The organism is Sporotomaculum syntrophicum (genome assembly GCF_009932395.1).
GTDB lineage: Bacteria > Bacillota > Desulfotomaculia > Desulfotomaculales > Desulfallaceae > Sporotomaculum > Sporotomaculum syntrophicum.
In genome coordinates this window covers 450947-467996 of the sequence record NZ_LSRS01000002.1, presented here as the reverse complement: position 1 = coordinate 467996, position 17050 = coordinate 450947, and the positions used below count along the sequence as shown (strand labels likewise).

At 42.4% G+C, this 17050-nt stretch carries 17 protein-coding genes and 1 pseudogene; 14 read left to right on the top strand and 4 right to left on the bottom strand.

What is annotated here, in order from left to right:
• Positions 1-1044: 1044 nt before the first annotated feature.
• Entirely contained in the window at positions 1045-2895 is a 1851-nt protein-coding gene (locus tag SPSYN_RS15910) for a hypothetical protein (RefSeq protein WP_243152908.1), read from the bottom strand.
• 16 nt (positions 2896-2911) lie between these two features.
• Positions 2912-3253, bottom strand: coding sequence for a hypothetical protein (locus SPSYN_RS04590; protein ID WP_161821306.1), 342 nt, complete (start codon positions 3251-3253; stop codon positions 2912-2914).
• Between the two features lie 1598 nt (positions 3254-4851).
• Between SPSYN_RS04590 and SPSYN_RS04585 the strand changes: the two genes are divergently transcribed.
• The 10 genes and pseudogenes from SPSYN_RS04585 to SPSYN_RS04545 all read left to right on the top strand — a co-directional run bounded on the left by SPSYN_RS04585 (position 4852) and on the right by SPSYN_RS04545 (position 12207).
• The gene (locus SPSYN_RS04585; RefSeq protein ID WP_161821305.1) at positions 4852-5928 is read left to right on the top strand and encodes a copper amine oxidase N-terminal domain-containing protein; all 1077 of its coding nucleotides are present in this window, start codon (positions 4852-4854) and stop codon (positions 5926-5928) included.
• Between the two features lie 280 nt (positions 5929-6208).
• Positions 6209-6379: pseudogene (locus tag SPSYN_RS16415) on the top strand (transposase); the annotation flags it as partial.
• A gap of 376 nt (positions 6380-6755) precedes the next feature.
• On the top strand, positions 6756-7661 hold the full coding sequence (locus SPSYN_RS04575; protein ID WP_161821304.1) for an ATP-dependent DNA ligase: 906 nt from the start codon (positions 6756-6758) through the stop codon (positions 7659-7661).
• 91 nt (positions 7662-7752) lie between these two features.
• On the top strand, positions 7753-7878 hold the full coding sequence (locus SPSYN_RS16155) for a hypothetical protein (RefSeq protein ID WP_279279239.1): 126 nt from the start codon (positions 7753-7755) through the stop codon (positions 7876-7878).
• 241 nt (positions 7879-8119) lie between these two features.
• A complete protein-coding gene (locus tag SPSYN_RS04570; protein WP_161821303.1) occupies positions 8120-8347 on the top strand; it encodes a DUF1659 domain-containing protein in 228 nt (75 codons plus the stop codon).
• Between the two features lie 96 nt (positions 8348-8443).
• Positions 8444-8668, top strand: a complete 225-nt coding sequence (locus SPSYN_RS04565; protein ID WP_161821302.1) for a DUF2922 domain-containing protein — start codon at positions 8444-8446, stop codon at positions 8666-8668.
• 167 nt (positions 8669-8835) lie between these two features.
• Entirely contained in the window at positions 8836-9051 is a 216-nt protein-coding gene (locus SPSYN_RS04560; RefSeq protein ID WP_161821301.1) for a YvrJ family protein, read from the top strand.
• A gap of 15 nt (positions 9052-9066) precedes the next feature.
• Positions 9067-9636 (top strand): D-Ala-D-Ala carboxypeptidase family metallohydrolase, encoded by a 570-nt coding sequence (locus SPSYN_RS04555; RefSeq protein ID WP_161821300.1) that lies wholly within the window; start codon positions 9067-9069, stop codon positions 9634-9636.
• A gap of 329 nt (positions 9637-9965) precedes the next feature.
• On the top strand, positions 9966-10385 hold the full coding sequence (locus SPSYN_RS04550; RefSeq protein WP_161821299.1) for a MazG-like family protein: 420 nt from the start codon (positions 9966-9968) through the stop codon (positions 10383-10385).
• Positions 10386-10476: 91 nt separating this feature from the next.
• Positions 10477-12207 carry an Eco57I restriction-modification methylase domain-containing protein gene (locus SPSYN_RS04545; RefSeq protein ID WP_202623720.1) on the top strand — a complete coding sequence of 577 codons (1731 nt, stop codon included), beginning with the start codon at positions 10477-10479 and terminating at the stop codon, positions 12205-12207.
• Here SPSYN_RS04545 and SPSYN_RS04540 read toward each other — a convergent pair.
• Positions 12199-13245 (bottom strand): restriction endonuclease, encoded by a 1047-nt coding sequence (locus tag SPSYN_RS04540; RefSeq protein WP_161821298.1) that lies wholly within the window; start codon positions 13243-13245, stop codon positions 12199-12201. The two genes, SPSYN_RS04545 and SPSYN_RS04540, sit on opposite strands and share 9 nt — an antisense overlap.
• Entirely contained in the window at positions 13238-13516 is a 279-nt protein-coding gene (locus tag SPSYN_RS04535) for a helix-turn-helix domain-containing protein (protein ID WP_243152907.1), read from the bottom strand. Before SPSYN_RS04535 ends, SPSYN_RS04540 begins: the two co-directional genes overlap by 8 nt.
• 501 nt (positions 13517-14017) lie before the next feature.
• On the opposite strand from SPSYN_RS04535, the gene SPSYN_RS04530 reads away from it, so the two are divergent.
• From SPSYN_RS04530 to SPSYN_RS04515, 4 genes are all read left to right on the top strand, one after another.
• Positions 14018-14446: a hypothetical protein gene (locus SPSYN_RS04530; RefSeq protein ID WP_243152906.1), complete on the top strand. Its 429-nt coding sequence runs from the start codon at positions 14018-14020 to the stop codon at positions 14444-14446.
• A 230-nt stretch (positions 14447-14676) separates the two neighbouring features.
• On the top strand, positions 14677-15696 hold the full coding sequence (locus SPSYN_RS04525) for a hypothetical protein (RefSeq protein WP_161821297.1): 1020 nt from the start codon (positions 14677-14679) through the stop codon (positions 15694-15696).
• 1 nt (position 15697) lies between these two features.
• A complete protein-coding gene (locus SPSYN_RS04520) occupies positions 15698-16066 on the top strand; it encodes a hypothetical protein (protein WP_161821296.1) in 369 nt (122 codons plus the stop codon).
• Positions 16059-16487 (top strand): hypothetical protein, encoded by a 429-nt coding sequence (locus SPSYN_RS04515; protein ID WP_161821295.1) that lies wholly within the window; start codon positions 16059-16061, stop codon positions 16485-16487. Before SPSYN_RS04520 ends, SPSYN_RS04515 begins: the two co-directional genes overlap by 8 nt.
• The last annotated feature ends 563 nt before the right edge of the window (positions 16488-17050 follow it).

The following is a 17050-nucleotide window of genomic DNA, read 5'->3' as shown; positions in this document are numbered from 1 at the left end:
GGGTTGGGGGTTGAAGGACCCGTGAGCTGGCCAGTGTGTCGCTGCGCAGCGGAGCGGAGCAGTGGCACTCTGGCCGACATGCACAGAACCCCAGAGGCAGGGCATGCACGGTACAATAGAAGCCACACATGACCAGGCCCGACCCGAAAGAATTGACTCAAAAGCTGGGACTGGCGATGTGTGGCTTCCTTATCAGGTAGATGGGCGTGCATGGTAGCGCGCGTGGGACCGCGGGCAAAACTGGCGGCCTGGTTGTTGTTTTCCCGTTCCCGGGAATAGGTCGAGCATGGTTTTTATGGAATTATCCGTTCTCGGAAACATGTCAGCAGCAATTTGTAGCTTTAATCAGTTCTCGGAAACAATTCAATAAACAAACCGCCAGTATTTCATAACAGGTCTATGTTCGTACCGTCTTTGATACAATGCAAATAAGCGGTTCTTACCCTAATGCCGGTTGGCAAAGAGGCAGAAACCGTTTGATATAAGGGCTTTCTGCTGTCATGGGCTGGCTGCGGAAGGCCTTTCTTTCGTTTGTAGATTTTGTTGTGTGAGATAGTCTGTCTTGCCTTCGCCTCCATTATCACAGTCTTTGCACCCCTCTTGGTTGGCAACCAAGGAGCAATTAAAAGGTATAGGCAAAATTAAAAGGTTAAGTCCTGATATGTTACTCAGTTGAGGAGTTTGGCGGGAAATGGACAAAAAAGTATCCACGGATTTATACATCATAGACAGAGAACCGGGCTTATTTTAGCCACCTTTATCCGGCTGAAGTTCGCCGAATTATCTTGAAAGTCGGGTAATTGAGTTTAATCCTTTTTTAGGGCTGCCGATGAAGAGTAGAAACCGGTCATTTAAGCAGAACCGGCTTCAGCGTTTAGCCCGCAGTCCGGACGCTCGGGTCAATCTCCAGCTTTGTCCTATCCTTCCGGCTGTAGTTAAACCATCACCATGCTTTGTGGGTTTAGTCTTGCATCAAAAAAATTAATTACATTACATAAAATTGAAACAACCCCAAAATGCTGTGCCATAATTTTTCTACTACAGTTAGAAAATGCGCCAGTCTAAAACATTTTTTTGCCCATAATCATGGTCACCAACTGCAATCACGGTCCCGTCGTTTCTCAAACCAACTGTATGAAGACCACCTGCCGCTATAGCAACGATGTCTTGCCAGTCAGATACATTACATTGCCCGAACTCATTATATCCAACTGCAATCACGGTGCCATCGTTTTTCAAACCAACTGTATGAAAACTACCTGACCCTGCTTCAACGGCCATTATATTTTGCCAGTCAGATACATTACATTGTCCATACTCGTTGTCTCCAACAATGACCACCGTGCCGTCACTTTTTAAGCCGACTGTGTGAAGATAACCTGCCGCTATAGCAACGATGTCTTGCCAGTCAGATACATTACATTGCCCATACTTGTTGTATCCAACAGCTATCACCGTACCGTCCGTTTTCAAGCCAACTGTATGAATACCTCCTGCCGCTATAGCAACGATGTCTTGCCAGTCAGATACATTACATTGACCTAAATCATTACTTCCAACTGCAACCACGGTTCCATCGCTTTTCAAGCCGACCGTATGACGACTACCCGCCATAACGGCAACAATGTCTACCCAGTTAGCTACATTACATTCCCCTATCTCATTGTATCCAACTGCAATCACTGTATTGTCACTTTTCAAGCCGACCGTATGACCACTACCTGCCGCTATAGCAACGATGTCTTGCCAGTCAGATACATTTAATTTCCCATATATATTGTCTCCAACTGCCATCACGGTCCCGTCGCTTTTCAAGCCAACTGTATGCCAAAAACCTGCTTTTATCAAACCACCATACTTACTTATTTGATTGTATTCACCAATGGCTTTCCAAGCATAGCATGCCAGTACTAAATTCCCCTGCGAATACGCCTTTTTTGCAATTTCACCTATTTTGGAATTTGAGTATTTACTGTCCCCTAATTCCTTTAATGTGGTAATAGCCTCTTTATATTTTCCTTCATCAGCAAGAACTAAGACTTTCTTATAGGTAATTTCATTTATCTTTAATTTAGAATCTTTATAGTCCCCCAACTTTTCCAAAGCCGTAATAGATTCTTTATATTTTCCTGCATCAGCTAAAGATAATGCTTTTTTATAGGCCACTTCTGGTATAATAACATTTATAACCAGGAATCCTGCTACCAAGAATAAAACACAGAGAGATCCCGTAATTCGGGCAAATTTTATAGTTTTTTTCTTTTTTTCAATAGCCTGCTTTTGCAATTCTTCTAGACGTGTTTCCTCATATAATTTAAAGTCTGAACAGATCTTATTTTCGTTGCTAAAATTCGTAAGAACATAATCCTTTTCTCTTTCACAACGTTTACATTTAGTTACATATTCCTCATTTAACCTTCCACAAACACATATCCATCTATTCTTTTCTTCTTTTGCAAAGTATTTTGCATCATTCCCAATTATATGATTTACATATGCCAAAATCCTTTTATCTTCAATGCCTGTTAATTCAACTTTTTCTATTTGAGAAGTCCCCTTATCCCAAACAGTGTTGTCATCAAATAGAACTTTCGTTATATCAACCTCAATTTTTCTTGTATTCGGGAAATCTGATAATAATATTTTTTTATCAGAATTTCGGTTTTGTTTTGGATATAATCCGTTTTTATACTCTATCTTACATTTAAAGCTATTTTCTGCTTTATTTATCGGATCACCAAATTGATCAAAACAGTAAATCTCAGCTTTCAATCCTTTAACAACTTTGTTTGACACATTATTAATAATCAAAGAACAGTAAACTTTTTCTGAACTTTTCGTTTTATAAAGTTGGTATTCTAGTAATTCAACTGGACAATTTAAATTCACTAGCATCTGATGACCCTCCGAATTAATCATTTATTAATTCTAAAACATCATCTTCTAAAACCATTTTCATTTTAGAATTAATATCAGTAAGTAATTCGATTATTTTTGCTAATGCTAAAAAGAAAATGCCTGAAATAACAACGGCTACTGATGTTCCCAAAGTAATTCCTACATGAGTAATGTAAATGCCTCTTACTGATAAATACCGTTGTTCAATAAGATTATTATCATAATGTTCAGCAGCAGCTTCTCGCCAATACACCATATCCGTTCGTTCTTCATTTAAAGCGGGAATTTGAATTAATATAAAAATAACTCCAACTGCAATTAATATGTAACCTGTGATTTGTAAAACCTTTTTCATTTTATCCCCCTCCTCCCTCATAAATTGAGGTTTTCTTTAAATTTCCCACTTATTCATATGATTTCGTTTCTAGGTAATCAATTCCAATGGGATATATTGTCCACAAAGTTATTTTTTGAGTTGCAAGTTAAAATCCATAATGTTGCAATTGGAAATTCCATAGTATTACAACTAATTATACCATTTAAGAATTGGATGGCAATTAAAAGAATAGCGTATAGCTACGAGGTACATCCAGCAGCCTTGCATGGCTACGTAGGCAATGTCAATTCCCTAAATGTGGTTGGGGTGGGCTGGTTTTACATTCCTTAGCATGTAGACGTATTGGTCCCTGTTTCGTTTGCTTAAATTGGGGCCCGGGTAGATAACCCGGATGCCCATTTCCCACATATACCGTTGTATTCGCTAATTGTTAACTTTAAAGCCAATGTTCATGTCGTTGATGTCTTTTTTTATGGCCCTTGATCCTATAAATGGCTTGCCCCATATGTTGGCTATTCTAGGTTGGAGGTGTTTTTATTACCTCCACTTATCTCCACCGTATAGTTAAGGCTATCCACGTTGAAATGGAGATGGTGGATCTTTATTTTTCTCTTAAAATACTTTGTTATGGTAGGGTTTTCCTGTAGGTTTGTCGAAAGCTAGCAACAGCAACGCAGCGTTGAAACGGTCATCATGTTTTGCGTTGCTATTTCATTTTTAAAGTTAATACTTATTTATCGGGAGGGGGCAAATATGGAGTATCCAGGGTTAAAACATAGTGATTTTTAACCATAAAGGATTCGATTTGGCGCACCAAATTAGGGAAGGAATTAGCGGAAGCGTTAACAAAGGAACAAAGAGCACAGTTCACCATCGGCAGGCAAAATTTAATTTCCTTGCGTCATGGTTGGCACATTCAATATCAACACGCTACGTCCCAGGTTTCTCTAACCATGACAGAATTATTCTCTGGGCTTAAAATTGAGCGTGGTTTGGGCCCAAAAAACTGCGAAAATTACGATCTGCAATATCACCAAGACTGGGATTTTTGGTGATTCAAACAAGGTTTAATTAATAAAAACGATCGCTATTTAATAGCCATAGACAATGCGTTGAATATGGGGTTAGTATTCGAGATTTGCTTAGATTGTGATAAAGGCTGCAAGGATTGCGATATAGAGAGTGCCACCATTGTATTGAATAAATGGGACACGGATAATGGTTTAGTTTACGCAGGAAAAACTATTTCCTCTTCAGAGGCTATGCAACTGGGTGGGCATATAACTAATATTCGTATACCATATATTTTTGAACGTATTAAAGCTCTACTGGCTGTGCGTTGTAGAGTAATATTTATATTGTTTACGGTATAATTTTAACCATCGATGCAAACCCTTGGTTCCTAAGGGGCACATCGGTATAAAGCCTATAGTGGCAAAAAAATGGTGCAAAAATTATTGCTCCTAAAAATGTTTCTCTAGTTGCTATTCGATATCTATAGCGGGGGGTTTAAAATGAAAAAATATACAGCAATACTTTTGGTGTTTTTTTGCATGATATGCCCAAGTTCGGCTACTGCAAACGAGGCAAGTGGCATATCACTCGGAGGAATAACAATGGTACCAATAAGGATCATATCCGAGGCCTTTAGTTATCAAGTAACCTGGAATAAAGCAGATAAGAGCGTGGGGCTAAACACAACTTCTCCCACTATATTTAAGGAAAACAGTTTTCTTGCCACTATAAATGGCGTAGAGAAAGATCTACCTGTGCCCGTACTCAACTATAAGGGCGCTTTATATGTACCTTTACGGGTATGTGCGGAATCCCTGGGGGCGGAAGTCGTTTGGGATCCAAAAACCGGCATATCCCTAAATAGCCCTAGGGCTAAGATCAATATCAAGTCCAGCAATCTAATCCAACGTGACCAAAGCCTGGTATGCAAGGCCTTATCCCAAGGACTAATCGTGAGTAATGAAATACTCCGAGCGGCGGAGGCAGTGCATAACCAGGTAAAAGGTAATTCCTCAAGCGATTTAAAAACTGTAATTAACCGTTGTGGTTTTACAATTTTTGAAGGGAAGTCCTATTTTGTTTTTTATCTGGAACCCCTTAATATGGCTGCAGATTCCCTATACGCTATAGTAAAATACGAAAGTAGCCAATGGTTCTGCACATTCTGGGGTGTATTTACCGACCCTGAGGATGATAAATACTGGAGGGCCGTATACGATAGTACGGGAGGTTATAGCGCGTTAGTCGAACTCGAAAAAAGCATCGTAATTGATTTGCCCGCCAATCGGGTGTATTTCTCTGACAAACATTTAAAATCTTACAATGAGACACAAAAAGCCGCACCACAACCGCCGTTAACAATTGAAAATTACCAACCGGTTGTAAATGAATACCAAAAAATAAGTATAAGTGAACTGGCCAAGGCACCTTTTAAGTATGACGGAATCAACGTGCAAATTAGCGGTAGGATTATCTACATCAAAGAAATAGCCGGGTTCACCCAAATGTTGATAAGCAACGGAATTGATATTGTTGCAGTTGACTATTTTGGGACAACAAGTAAATTAAAAGGCAATTATATTATTGTTAATGGGCAGCCGTTTGGTCAATCAAGTGATTATACCTTGAATAATATGCCTATAACTGTTACATATTTGATGGCGAAACAAGTATATTAGCAGAGTTAGGCTACTAGGCTACGTTGCCAATCGGGGCCAAACCGTGCTTAAAACACAACATGGTAAATTTAGGTGCAAGTATGAGGATAATATCATAAAAATACCTTGGTCGGATAGAAATAGGTTAATAATGAATTGGAAAGATAGGAATGCATCAGGCTTTTCTCTTGCTTTGTTGCACAATATGCGCCTAAGAGGGCCAAGGCTGTTGGGCCTGCCATCAGTTGATAAGATTTTACAGAAAGAGCAAAGACGTCTTGAGTGACAGGACGCAGGCCAGCGTAATGCCGTTGAATCCAAGTTTGGAAAAGGGAAGCGCAGCTATAGCCTGGCCCGTATTATGGCACGCTTGAAAGAGACCGCCGAGTGCGTAATCTGCCTCCGGTTCCTGGTAATGAATTTGGAGCATAGGATACGTTCCTTTTTTCCCAACCTTTTGCTGTGTTTATAGTAGGTAGGTCAAAGTTTTGGGGGGCGACACCGCGAGGAAGTGGTCGCTTTTTTCTCAATTACCAAGGCTTTTTGAGAAGGGCATAGATCTTAGTTTGTGATTTTTTATTTAAGCCCCCGCTTTTTTCTGCTTCTAGCAATGCTTTTTGAATTTCCGGTGGTTCTTTATTTTTATCTAGTTGTTGTTATAAAAAGTTAACTTTTCGGTTTAATTTCAATTGTCTTGCGCCAGCTGAGACATATAGCATATCCATTTCACACTTTAAAACAGGTAATTTTGTTACTATACTAAAAAGTTCCTCCCTTGCTTAAAACAAACGGTTGCCAAGCCATCGCCTCACCTGTTAATAATTAATCAAACAGCGGGAGGCCGGGCCATGCTATTTACCAGGATAAAACCCATGCTGGCTTTAAAAGGGGAGGCACCCTTTGACGATGACCAGTATATATTTGAACTCAAGGCCGACGGGATCCGTCTAATCCTGCACGCAAAATTTGGCTCCGGCAGAGTAGAGCTGTACACCAAAACCGGCAACCGAATTACCGACCGGTTTCCGGAATTCCACGGCCTGAGCCTCCCCGGAGTAGACAACATCATCCTGGACGGCGAATTGGTCATTATGAATAACAGCCGGCCGGACTTTACCAGGGTGATGCGCCGTTTTTCCGCAAACCCTAACCAGGCAGGCCAACTGGCCGGGCAGCTGCCCGCCACGATGGTTGTTTTTGATATCCTGCAGCTTAACGGGCAAAAACTGCCCGGGCTGCCGCTGCTGGAGAGAAAAAGTCTACTGGAGAAAACGGTGGCCGACGGGCCGCTGCTCACCAAGAACATTTATGTAGAAGGTCAGGGAACGCTGCTTTTTAACCAGGTAGTTGACCGCCGTCTGGAAGGTATCATAGCCAAGCCCAAGGATTCGCTGTATTACCCCGGCCGGCGCAAGCTGTGGCAAAAGATAAAGAATTATTATTATCGTGATATGGACGTACTGGGTTACTCACCCGGCAGCGGCCAGCTGCTAGTGGGGGAAAACGGCAGGCCCCTGGCCCGGGTACTGGGGCTGCGCCCGGTGGATAGAGCAGCCATAGCCCGGCTGCTGCCCCAAATTAGCACCGGCCAAAAAGGCGACACCGTATACATAGAGGAAGGTATAAGGTGCCGGGTTAGATATACCGTTGGGGCTGTGGATAATATCAGGGAATGTGTCTTTGACAGTTGGAAGTTGACAACAAAGAGCTATCCTAATGATACGTTGCACACCGTCACCGGAGAACGGGCATAAACGGGCGGGAAGGTTAAGCCTAAGAAGGCGACTAAGGCGGAAATGAAAGAGCTACAATAACATATTAATAAAGAGAAAGAAGCTGCCACAAATGGCAAAAAGCAAGGAGCCGGAACAAAAAATGCTCGAAACAATAAAGAAAGAAATGATCGAAGAAATAATGGCCGAGGGAAAAACCAAGGAAGAAGCGGAAAAAATACTGAACGACATATTTTAAAAGAGCAGATCACTGTAGTTCGAAATATCAAGAGTGCCAAGAATAAAACGTATGATGTTTTTCTTTAATGAACAATCGACATTCCCAGTAACAGGCTCCAATTAGCATATTTTGCTTGATTAGTGCAATTTTCTATGTTACCTTTAAATTGGCCGAAAGAATTTTCGGCCTTTTTCTATTGTTCGGCGGGGAATCGGCCCCCCGCCGGCCATAACTAAGTAAAGAGGGGGAGGTGAAATAAATGGCAGTTGAAAAGATCCCCAGCGGCACGCTACTGCGGATGCAATTTCAAACCGGGCTGGACGGCGATGGTGATCCTATTTACCGCACCAAGAGCCTCAGCAACGTAAAAACCGACGCTGCAGATCAGGACATTTTCGATGTGGCCCAGGCCCTGGTCGAATTACAGGAGTATACCCTTACGGCGGTGCTGCGCGTGGACAGCGCAGTGTTGGAAGAAGCCATTTAATATAAAGGTGGGCATTAGTCCCGTTGCAATACCGTCAATGGCTAAAAAAAATTAGTTAACTATACACGATAAGTTGAACGGAAAGGAGGTGCCGGTATGGCTGCTACTCAAACTTTACAGATGACTTTTGTTAATCAGGCCGGGACCCGGACTACTATTTCGCTGGATAACCCCAAGGATACTTTGACCCAAGCGGAAGTGGTCACTGCGATGGATCAGATTATTACCAAAAACATATTCAATACTGCCGGCGGCAACCTTGTAGCCAAATACAGCGCACAGATTATCGACAGGACCGTCAATGTCCTTTATGAGCAGTAGGGAATTAACGATAAGATAAGTGGGGATAGCGTGGTAAGAGCTATCCCTATTTTATTAATGCGAGGTATTTAGCAAAATAAACTTTACAATAGCAATAGTAACACGATGAAGGGCGCCAACATGTGGATATGTGTACTCATAAACAGTTGGCGAAGGAGTGATGCCTTATGGAAGAAGTCATGAAACTGGCAGCGAATTACGGGTTTCCAATGGTGGTGGCCGGCTACCTGCTGGTGCGGCTGGAGCCGCTGATTAGAGACCTGGAAAAATCGATCACCTTGCTGACGATGGTGGTGGCCAAGCAGTCGAATATAGACGTGGAGCAGGTGCAGCAAATTGTAGAAGGCGGCCGGGAAATGTACCGTGCACAGGGGCGTTTGTAGCTGGGGGGGAAATAGATGCAAATAGGAGATAAGGGTACACAAGTACAGGAACTGCAGCGGCGGTTGGCAGCTGCCGGTTTTGACCCCGGCCCGGCGGATGCCGTCTTCGGCCCGCTTACCCGGCGGTCAGTTGTACAACTGCAACGTTACTGCGGGCTGGAGCCTGATGGAAGGGCGGGCCAGCAAGTCCAAGCTGCGCTGGAGCTACTGCTGCCCCACCGGCCTCAGCACGGGCGCAAGCTAAGTCCGCATTTCGCCGAAGCAGAATTCGCCTGCCGCTGCTGCCACATGGTGCGGGTGAACATTTGTCTGGTGCAAATGCTGGAGCAGCTGCGCGAGTGCCTGGGCGGTAAGCCGATAGTTATCACCTCCGGTTACCGCTGTGCAGTACACAACCGTGCAGTAGGCGGCGCCAGTCAGAGCCAGCACTTGTTGGGTAATGCGGCGGATATTGTAGTGGCGCACGCAGCCCCGCTTGAAGTTGCGGCAGTCTCTGAAAAGATAGGTTTTCCCGGTTTGGGGAGGTATACTGGTTTTACTCATGTTGATGTGAGACTTGGTGAATACGCTAGTTGGGTTGGTTGATAAAATAAGTTCTTATCCCTTTGATTAGCTATGAAAACGGTATCTATCCTGTAAATTCAATTTTTATCATCACGACGTGCATACGCAGCCTGAATATTTAAAAAGGAAATAAATGTTTTTAAGCCAGGTAAATTACCTGGTTTTTGTTGTTTGTGACAAAGTATTGTCCCGATAATATGAAAAATTAATTGAGGACTGAACAACTAAGCTGGAGTAATTATCAATTAAAATAAAGGTACAAAAAAGAAATACAGTATTTAAATACGATTGCTGTATAAAACCACCAGCTGACAAAATACGTATTACCTATAAATCAGGGAGGTTTATCAATGTCTGATATAACTACTAATATTCAGCAGCTCAAAGACCTTGTAGCCGCTTTTGTGGAAGAGCGCAGTTGGAACCAGTTCATACGACCTAAGAATCTGTCCATGTCCATTGCCATTGAAGCTGCCGAGTTAATGGAGTTGTTGCAATGGACTGATGGTACCGATACTGCCGATATACCAGATGAGCGGGTGCGGGAGGAACTAGCTGACGTAGTTATTTATTGCCTCTCACTGGCTAACTCCACTGGAATAGATCTGTCCACGGCAATACGGGAAAAGGTAGTAGCCAATGCTAAGAAGTATCCGGTAAACCGGTATATGGGCGATATAAATATAAATAAAACATGTCATTATATGCAAGAGACACGGCCCGACTTAAAGAAAATGTTTTATGTTTTTAGATTCCATGTAGTATGCTAATGCGCTTAAAAAAAGACTAACTATACTCTTGACACATACAGGAGGGTAATGAATACTATAAGTAGCAATATAAAGTTATTGAGGAGATAAGATGATGGGAACAGATATGACTTACCCAGTGTTACCAAATGGGAGATATAATACAATTACCCATGAAAAAGCCATTGGTGCTACATACACTCCTAAAATACTTGCAGATTTTGTTGCAAAGAAAATTCTTGAAACAACTCAATGTCTCAGCTTAAAAAATAAAATTCGGATACTTGATCCTGCGGTTGGTTCTGGCGAGCTTTTAAACAGTATATTGGAATTATTAACACAAAAAGATATCTTACAGATTGAGGTCGTAGGATTCGAAACTAATCAGATGGCTCTCAACTTTACTATGGACAGGTTACAGCGAAAGTTCCCAAACATAGATTTGCACCTTTACACAGAGGATTTTCTTGAATTTGTTCTAAAACGTTATGAAAAAATGGATCAACATAGCTCTTCTGATGAAGGCTACGATTTAATTATTGCTAACCCTCCTTACGTAAGGACCCAAATTCTTGGTGCAAACCAGTCTAGGTTGCTTGCGCAGCACTTTAAACTATCGGGTCGCGTTGACTTATACCATGCCTTCATTGTAGGTATTAGTCAGGTGCTAAAAGCACAAGGAGTCGCTGGCATCATCGTATCTAACCGGTTTATGACCACAAAGTCTGGTGCGTTCGTACGTCAATTAATTAGAGATCGTTTTAACATTCGTTATATATGGGATTTAGGAGACACAAAAATTTTCAATGCTGCTGTACTTCCTTCCGTTCTTTTACTAGAGGGTTGCAATAGTCAGCTCGTGTCCGAAAAACCTGGTTTCACTTCCATCTATGAAACTAACAGCACTAGTGAATCCTATGCCCAAAACCCTGTGGAAGCTCTTTCGATGGAGGGACACGTGAAGCTTGAAGATGGGAGGTGTTTCTTGGTACAACACGGCTATCTAAACATAAGCGGGCCACGCGATGCGGTATGGCGTATAGCCACAAAGACAAGTGACTCATGGTTAGCCACGGTAAATGCTCATACTTGGAATACTTTCCAAGATATTGGTAAGATCCGTGTTGGGGTTAAAACATGTGCTGATAAAGTATTCATTCGATCAGATTGGCAACATTTTTTTAATAATGAGCGTCCAGAATTGCTGAGACCTTTAACGAATCATTACATCGCACGGCGCTTTAAGGCCCTAGAATTAGGAAATAAAAGTTACCAAATTCTTTATCCTCATGAGGTGGTTAATGGGAAACGGCAAGCTGTAGATTTATCTTTTTACAAACGAGACCGTATATATCTTGAGATGCATCGTGCAGTTTTGGAGGAGCGTAAATATGTCACTGATACTGGCCGCAAGTGGTACGAAATTTGGGTACCACACGATCCATCTGCCTGGAACAATATAAAACTGGTGTTCCGGGATATTTCAGAAAAACCCACGTTCTGGATTGACCAGAGTGGTTCCGTGGTTAATGGTGATTGTTACTGGTTAATAAGTAAAAAATCAGATCAAACGGACCTTCTCTGGCTTGCTGTAGCAGTAGGTAATTCTACTTTTATTGAGACATTTTATGATTATCGTTTCAATAATAAGCTTTATGCTAAGCGTCGACGCTTCATAACGCAATATGTAAATGAATTTCCGCTTCCAGACCCTAAAAGCCCTACTGGAATAGCAATCATAGAAATGGCCAAAGAGATTTATAATTGCATTGGTACACAAAAGGCCGATATATTGGCAAAAGAACTTGATAGATTAGTATGGGTGGCTTTTGGGTTACGTTGAAAAAAATCTTGCCGGTAAGTGAATTTGAAGTTTCCTATTGAGCACATTACCCTGGAATTGTGGAAATCTACTGAAGAAATCCTCACCTGTGCTTACAAATAAGTGTGTTAATGTCACATGCTTATCCTCTATTTGCGCATAAAATACGGCATATCTAACATCGCAATGGCGAATCTGCTGTCCTTGTATTTTAGGAACGTCAAGGGCTTCAACACTATTAGGACAAATTAAGCCAAGGTCAATTGTTGGCGATGTTTGAAGCTTTATTTCAAGTAGTTGATGGCGTATGTCGGGAAAACGCCCATCATCCTGATAGGTGCTAAAACCGAGAGTATTGCATGCAAGTTGATGCAGTGCGGCACCTCGGTTGCGTTCCTGATCAAAGCCAACATTTTCAAAGCTTGTACCCACTAATCCACTCAGCCGGTGAAATATGGTGTCTATGGGAAGCAATTGTCCTCTTTGGGGGTAGCTGATCGGCGTAGTAACGGCACGGAGGTCCACAGTCGAAGATACAAAAGGACTTATAATGCCTGTATCCCTGGCCGAGATAAGCTCTGCTTGCTGGTTGCCAACTATGCACCGGGCCTGGTATTTTTGTGTAAGAGTTCCTGTTGTATCAAGATCAGCGAGAATGTCGCCGGTAACGACCTTAACGTTAGTTATTATATTATTAGAGGCGACTTGAATTAGTACATAACGGCGGGTTATAGATACTTCTTCGTTCCATATTTGAAGATTATTGGACTTTTGGACATAGATATCAAACGATTGACCTGGAAATCTAGGCTGAGTTTTCTTAAAAGATTTCGGAATAGGATAGCCTAGCGAATTGCACACTTGCTGTTTTACTACTTTAGATCGAGTTCTTATGGGTAAGTTTGCCAGAGAGATACCTCTCAAACCTTCATTTAACAGAAATTCAAGTTCTGGTGTAGGTATCCAGATATCAGGATCACCAATTTCAATCGGGTCATAAATTGACAAACCGCTTTGCGAAATTGCCTCGACAAAGCGGTGAGGATTTAGGCTAACCATTATGTGTCACTCCTTTTTCTCTAAGCAAATCCGCCACTGAAACCCCAAGAGCTGTTGCAAATGCTTCCAATGTGCTTAAGGTGACGTTTCGCTCGGCACGTTCAACTGCTCCCACATATGTACGGTGAAGGCCGCAAAGTTCAGCAAATTCTTCTTGCGACAGGTTTGCTGATTGGCGTAAATCACGTATATTCTTAGCTAATACTTGTCTAATTTTTATACTTGGTTTGCGTAATTCTCTCATATATATATTTTTACCAATGCTACTCATATGTCTACATACTATGAGTAGCATTTTAGATAGTTTATTTTCGGACAATATAGTACAAGGAAGCCACACATCACCAGGCCCAGCTCCGGGGTCAATTCTTTGGGGTCGGGCCTGGTCATGTGTGGCTTGATTAAAGGTGCATGCTCTAGCTCTGGGGTCCTGTGCATGTCGGCCAGAGTGCCGGCAAAGCTGCTTTGGGGTCATAACTCACCGGTCCTAGCTTTGCCGGTACACTGGCCAGCTCGGGGGTTCTTCAACCCCCAACCCCCCAAGCCCCCCGCCCCCATTCATGGGGACCGGGGGGCTTTAATGTTCCACGGTTGTCTTCTCCACCCGTTTCTTCTCAGCATACATCGCCTTACGCCGGGGTAGTGTATCGAAGTAGGTCCGGCGGCTCAAGGCCTATTCCGTCGTCGCGACGTGTTAGTCCCGCGCGCTCTGTCCGTGCGGCGGCCAGCCCGGGCTATTGCAGCAAGTCAAGGGTAAAGTGAAGGGAGAAAAATGTTAAGGAGACTATTAGGCAAAGTTGATGATGGCAGGTTCGGCAGGGCGCTGGCGGGTTTGCAGGCTGGTTGGCAGTGGCAGTGTGAAGTGCGGCAGGAGGGGCTGGTTGAAGGCTTCGTACTGCATGGCAGCAAGAGGTACATGTTGGTTATCGGGCAGCGGGGTAGGCGGTACTTTGCGCGGTGCAGCTGCGAGGATGCTGTCAAGCGCGGGTGCTCTGCAAGCACATCGCTTTTGCGGCTATGTCTGAGCTGGGGCTGGCAGCGGCGGCGCGCAGCGCGCAGCTGTCGAAGGTGGGGCGCTAAGGCGACTTTTTTTTGGTCGCACCGCATATCCAGTCTTAGTTACAGGATTTGTGACTGCACTTACAGTGGCTGCGCCTTTTATGATGTTCCCGCCCCAGTGCTGGAAAATGCTTTAATTTAGATGGTTTACGTGCATAGCCTTACCTACTTTAATATATTGGCGTTATACTCTCGGAAAACGGGAACTAAGCAAATAGCATACCAGTAACGGGATCTATAAATAAATATATTTCGACAAATTATTACGTCTTCTATGCTAAAAAAGTGGTATATTATGGGCAGGAGGTAATGATAACTTGATACATTTCTCCTAAATATTACTTAATTACATTAATTCGGAGGTACAAGGGAATGTATCATATTCCCAAAAGAATCCTAGGTTCTCTTTGTAAACAAAAGAAGATCAAGTTCAGAGGCGAGCCCTTAGATAAGCTGATCAATGAATTAGAGAAGGCTGGTCTTACTGATACACTTCAATATTTCGATAAAGAATTTCGTTTTGCTGAAGGTACCAAAGCATTAACTATGTGTAAACCAGAACGAATCTTCCCCAATTCATCTGCTAATGCTGAAAAGTTTATCGAGAAACTTATTCAGGAGAAGAAAATATTGCGGGAACAAGTGGGTACTTTTTGGGAACCGGAATACACATCGGAAATTAAACTGTGCGGGATAATTCAAGATGGGGCCGATGTTTTTATTAGAATGGTTGAAGAAAAATACACAAACCGAAAACGCGGGTGGAAAAGCGCTAGAGAACCGTATGCATATGTGACGTCTGCAGTAATTCACTTCAGTGAACAGTTAGTTGAGCTAAGGTGTAGTTATTATGTGAGACATCATTACCTGGAATTTATAATGGACTTACTTGGATTTCCCAATAAGATGCAAAAGGAAGAGTGGGCTTGGTTAACTTCTGTTACAAAGGAAGAAGCGAAAAGGATTTCTGAACTCCTTTCTGCGAAATTATCTTCCTCGCATATAGCAATACCTAGTACAGTTGGTAGCATGCGGTTAGAAGGGATTAAGGATGTTGACTTAAGGGAAGACAAAACCTTTAATGAAATACTAAATCTTATTAATAGCCAATTGAAATTATCTACGGATGATACTCTGGATGAAACATGTACACTGAAATTCACGGATCCTGTAGGACAAGTTGATTTTGATGTTGTATTTGAAATAAATATTTTAAGCGGTGGTTTTAAATTTGTTTCTGGTTTGGTTTCAGAAAAAGTGATAGATCAGATTCTTGACGCATTTATTATAGTATACGTGGAAAGAAACAAAAAAAAGAAAGCCCAAGGATATGTTGATACCACTCAGGAACGAATTACTGCAGGTGAACAAATTCTAGAAGGGAGTGTTTAAAATGTTGCCCGTTGTTGAAATCGATGAACTTTTACAACAGTGGGCTCTTAATAATTCTCCAATTATTGATTTTACTGTGAATAATGTACTAATCGCCATCGGTCTGGATAGGAGTTTTTATTATGAGACGTTCAATTATCTTATATCAAAGTCTCCGTACTATTTAACACCATATAAAATTTTATTTTGTCCGAATAACCATAAAGGTGAGACGTTTCCTTTAAATGAATATATAGATCAAGAAGAGTTTTTTACTTGCCACAATTGTGGGGAAGAGTACCAAGCCGATCCTGATAGAACATTTGTTGCCTTCCGTTTTAATGAGGATTATCGGCAACAACTTAAAAAAAAAATCGGACAAGTTGCCTAACGATGGTAATGGCTTAATTTTATCTTTTTCTGGCGAAAAATCTATTAGTCAACTAACAGAGGCTTTAGCTATAAATGTATATGAAGGGGGTGTGATTGAAATCAATGATCGACAAATGAAAATTACGGGGAATGTCATCAATGGAAGCGCAGTTAACATGGGCGATTCTGTAAGCCAAACCGTTAATTGGGGAGCACAAGAAGCTCAAACATACGAAAAATTATTGAGTGAGATAAAAACAATTCCCGGACTTAGTATAGATGAAGTACAAGATGCTACAGAAATTTTAGGAGACCTAAAAAAGAAAAGCGAAGAGGGTACATTAAGATTAACCTTTCTTCAGAGAATGTGGGATCAGTTGCCCAAAGCTATCACAATGTTAGAAAGCGCTATAAAAGTGTATAACACCTTGAATCCTTAGTATAGCTCTGAACTAGATGTTCAGAGCTTATTAGTTTACTACTAAATCGTGAATACTTATCGTGTTTGTGTTGCTTTGTGATGGTCAACTTCGTGGTTATGGCTTTTGGGTGAATCTGGGGTCTTCAATATAAAAGGAAGCCACACATCACCAGGCCTAGCTCTGGAGTCAAATCTTTGGGGTCAGGCCTGGTCATGTGTGGCTTGATTAATCGTGCATGCTCTGGCTCCGAGGTTTTGTGTGTCGGCCAGAGTGCCGGCAAAGCCGCTTTGGGGTCATAGCTCACCGGTCTGGCTTTGCCGGCACACTGGCCAGCTTTGGGGTCTTTGCATGTATTCCTTTGGGGCCTCCAAAAGGAAGCCACACATCACCAGGCCCAGCTCTGGGGTCATATCTTTTGGGTCGGCCTGGTCATGTGTGGCTTGATTGAACGTGCATGCTCTGACTCTGGGGTCTTGTGCATGTCGGCCAGAGTGCCGTCAAAGCCACTTTGGGGTCATAACTCACTGGTCTTGGCTTTGCCGGTACACTGGCCAGCTCTGGGGTACTTCAACCCCCAGCCC

Bases quoted from the DNA above. Each gene is read 5' to 3' on its own strand.
- SPSYN_RS04530 (WP_243152906.1), top strand. From the start codon at position 14,018: ATGTTAAGGAGACTATTAGGCAAAGTTGATGATGGCAGGTTCGGCAGG.
- SPSYN_RS04570 (WP_161821303.1), top strand. From the start codon at position 8,120: ATGGCAGTTGAAAAGATCCCCAGCGGCACGCTACTGCGGATGCAATTT.
- SPSYN_RS04555 (WP_161821300.1), top strand. From the start codon at position 9,067: ATGCAAATAGGAGATAAGGGTACACAAGTACAGGAACTGCAGCGGCGG.
- SPSYN_RS04540 (WP_161821298.1), bottom strand. From the start codon at position 13,245: ATGGTTAGCCTAAATCCTCACCGCTTTGTCGAGGCAATTTCGCAAAGC.
- SPSYN_RS04525 (WP_161821297.1), top strand. From the start codon at position 14,677: ATGTATCATATTCCCAAAAGAATCCTAGGTTCTCTTTGTAAACAAAAG.
- SPSYN_RS04520 (WP_161821296.1), top strand. From the start codon at position 15,698: ATGTTGCCCGTTGTTGAAATCGATGAACTTTTACAACAGTGGGCTCTT.
- SPSYN_RS15910 (WP_243152908.1), bottom strand. From the start codon at position 2,895: ATGCTAGTGAATTTAAATTGTCCAGTTGAATTACTAGAATACCAACTT.
- SPSYN_RS04560 (WP_161821301.1), top strand. From the start codon at position 8,836: ATGGAAGAAGTCATGAAACTGGCAGCGAATTACGGGTTTCCAATGGTG.
- SPSYN_RS04550 (WP_161821299.1), top strand. From the start codon at position 9,966: ATGTCTGATATAACTACTAATATTCAGCAGCTCAAAGACCTTGTAGCC.
- SPSYN_RS04535 (WP_243152907.1), bottom strand. From the start codon at position 13,516: ATGAGTAGCATTGGTAAAAATATATATATGAGAGAATTACGCAAACCA.
- SPSYN_RS16155 (WP_279279239.1), top strand. From the start codon at position 7,753: ATGGCAAAAAGCAAGGAGCCGGAACAAAAAATGCTCGAAACAATAAAG.
- SPSYN_RS04575 (WP_161821304.1), top strand. From the start codon at position 6,756: ATGCTATTTACCAGGATAAAACCCATGCTGGCTTTAAAAGGGGAGGCA.
- SPSYN_RS04585 (WP_161821305.1), top strand. From the start codon at position 4,852: ATGGTACCAATAAGGATCATATCCGAGGCCTTTAGTTATCAAGTAACC.
- SPSYN_RS04545 (WP_202623720.1), top strand. From the start codon at position 10,477: ATGATGGGAACAGATATGACTTACCCAGTGTTACCAAATGGGAGATAT.
- SPSYN_RS04590 (WP_161821306.1), bottom strand. From the start codon at position 3,253: ATGAAAAAGGTTTTACAAATCACAGGTTACATATTAATTGCAGTTGGA.
- SPSYN_RS04565 (WP_161821302.1), top strand. From the start codon at position 8,444: ATGGCTGCTACTCAAACTTTACAGATGACTTTTGTTAATCAGGCCGGG.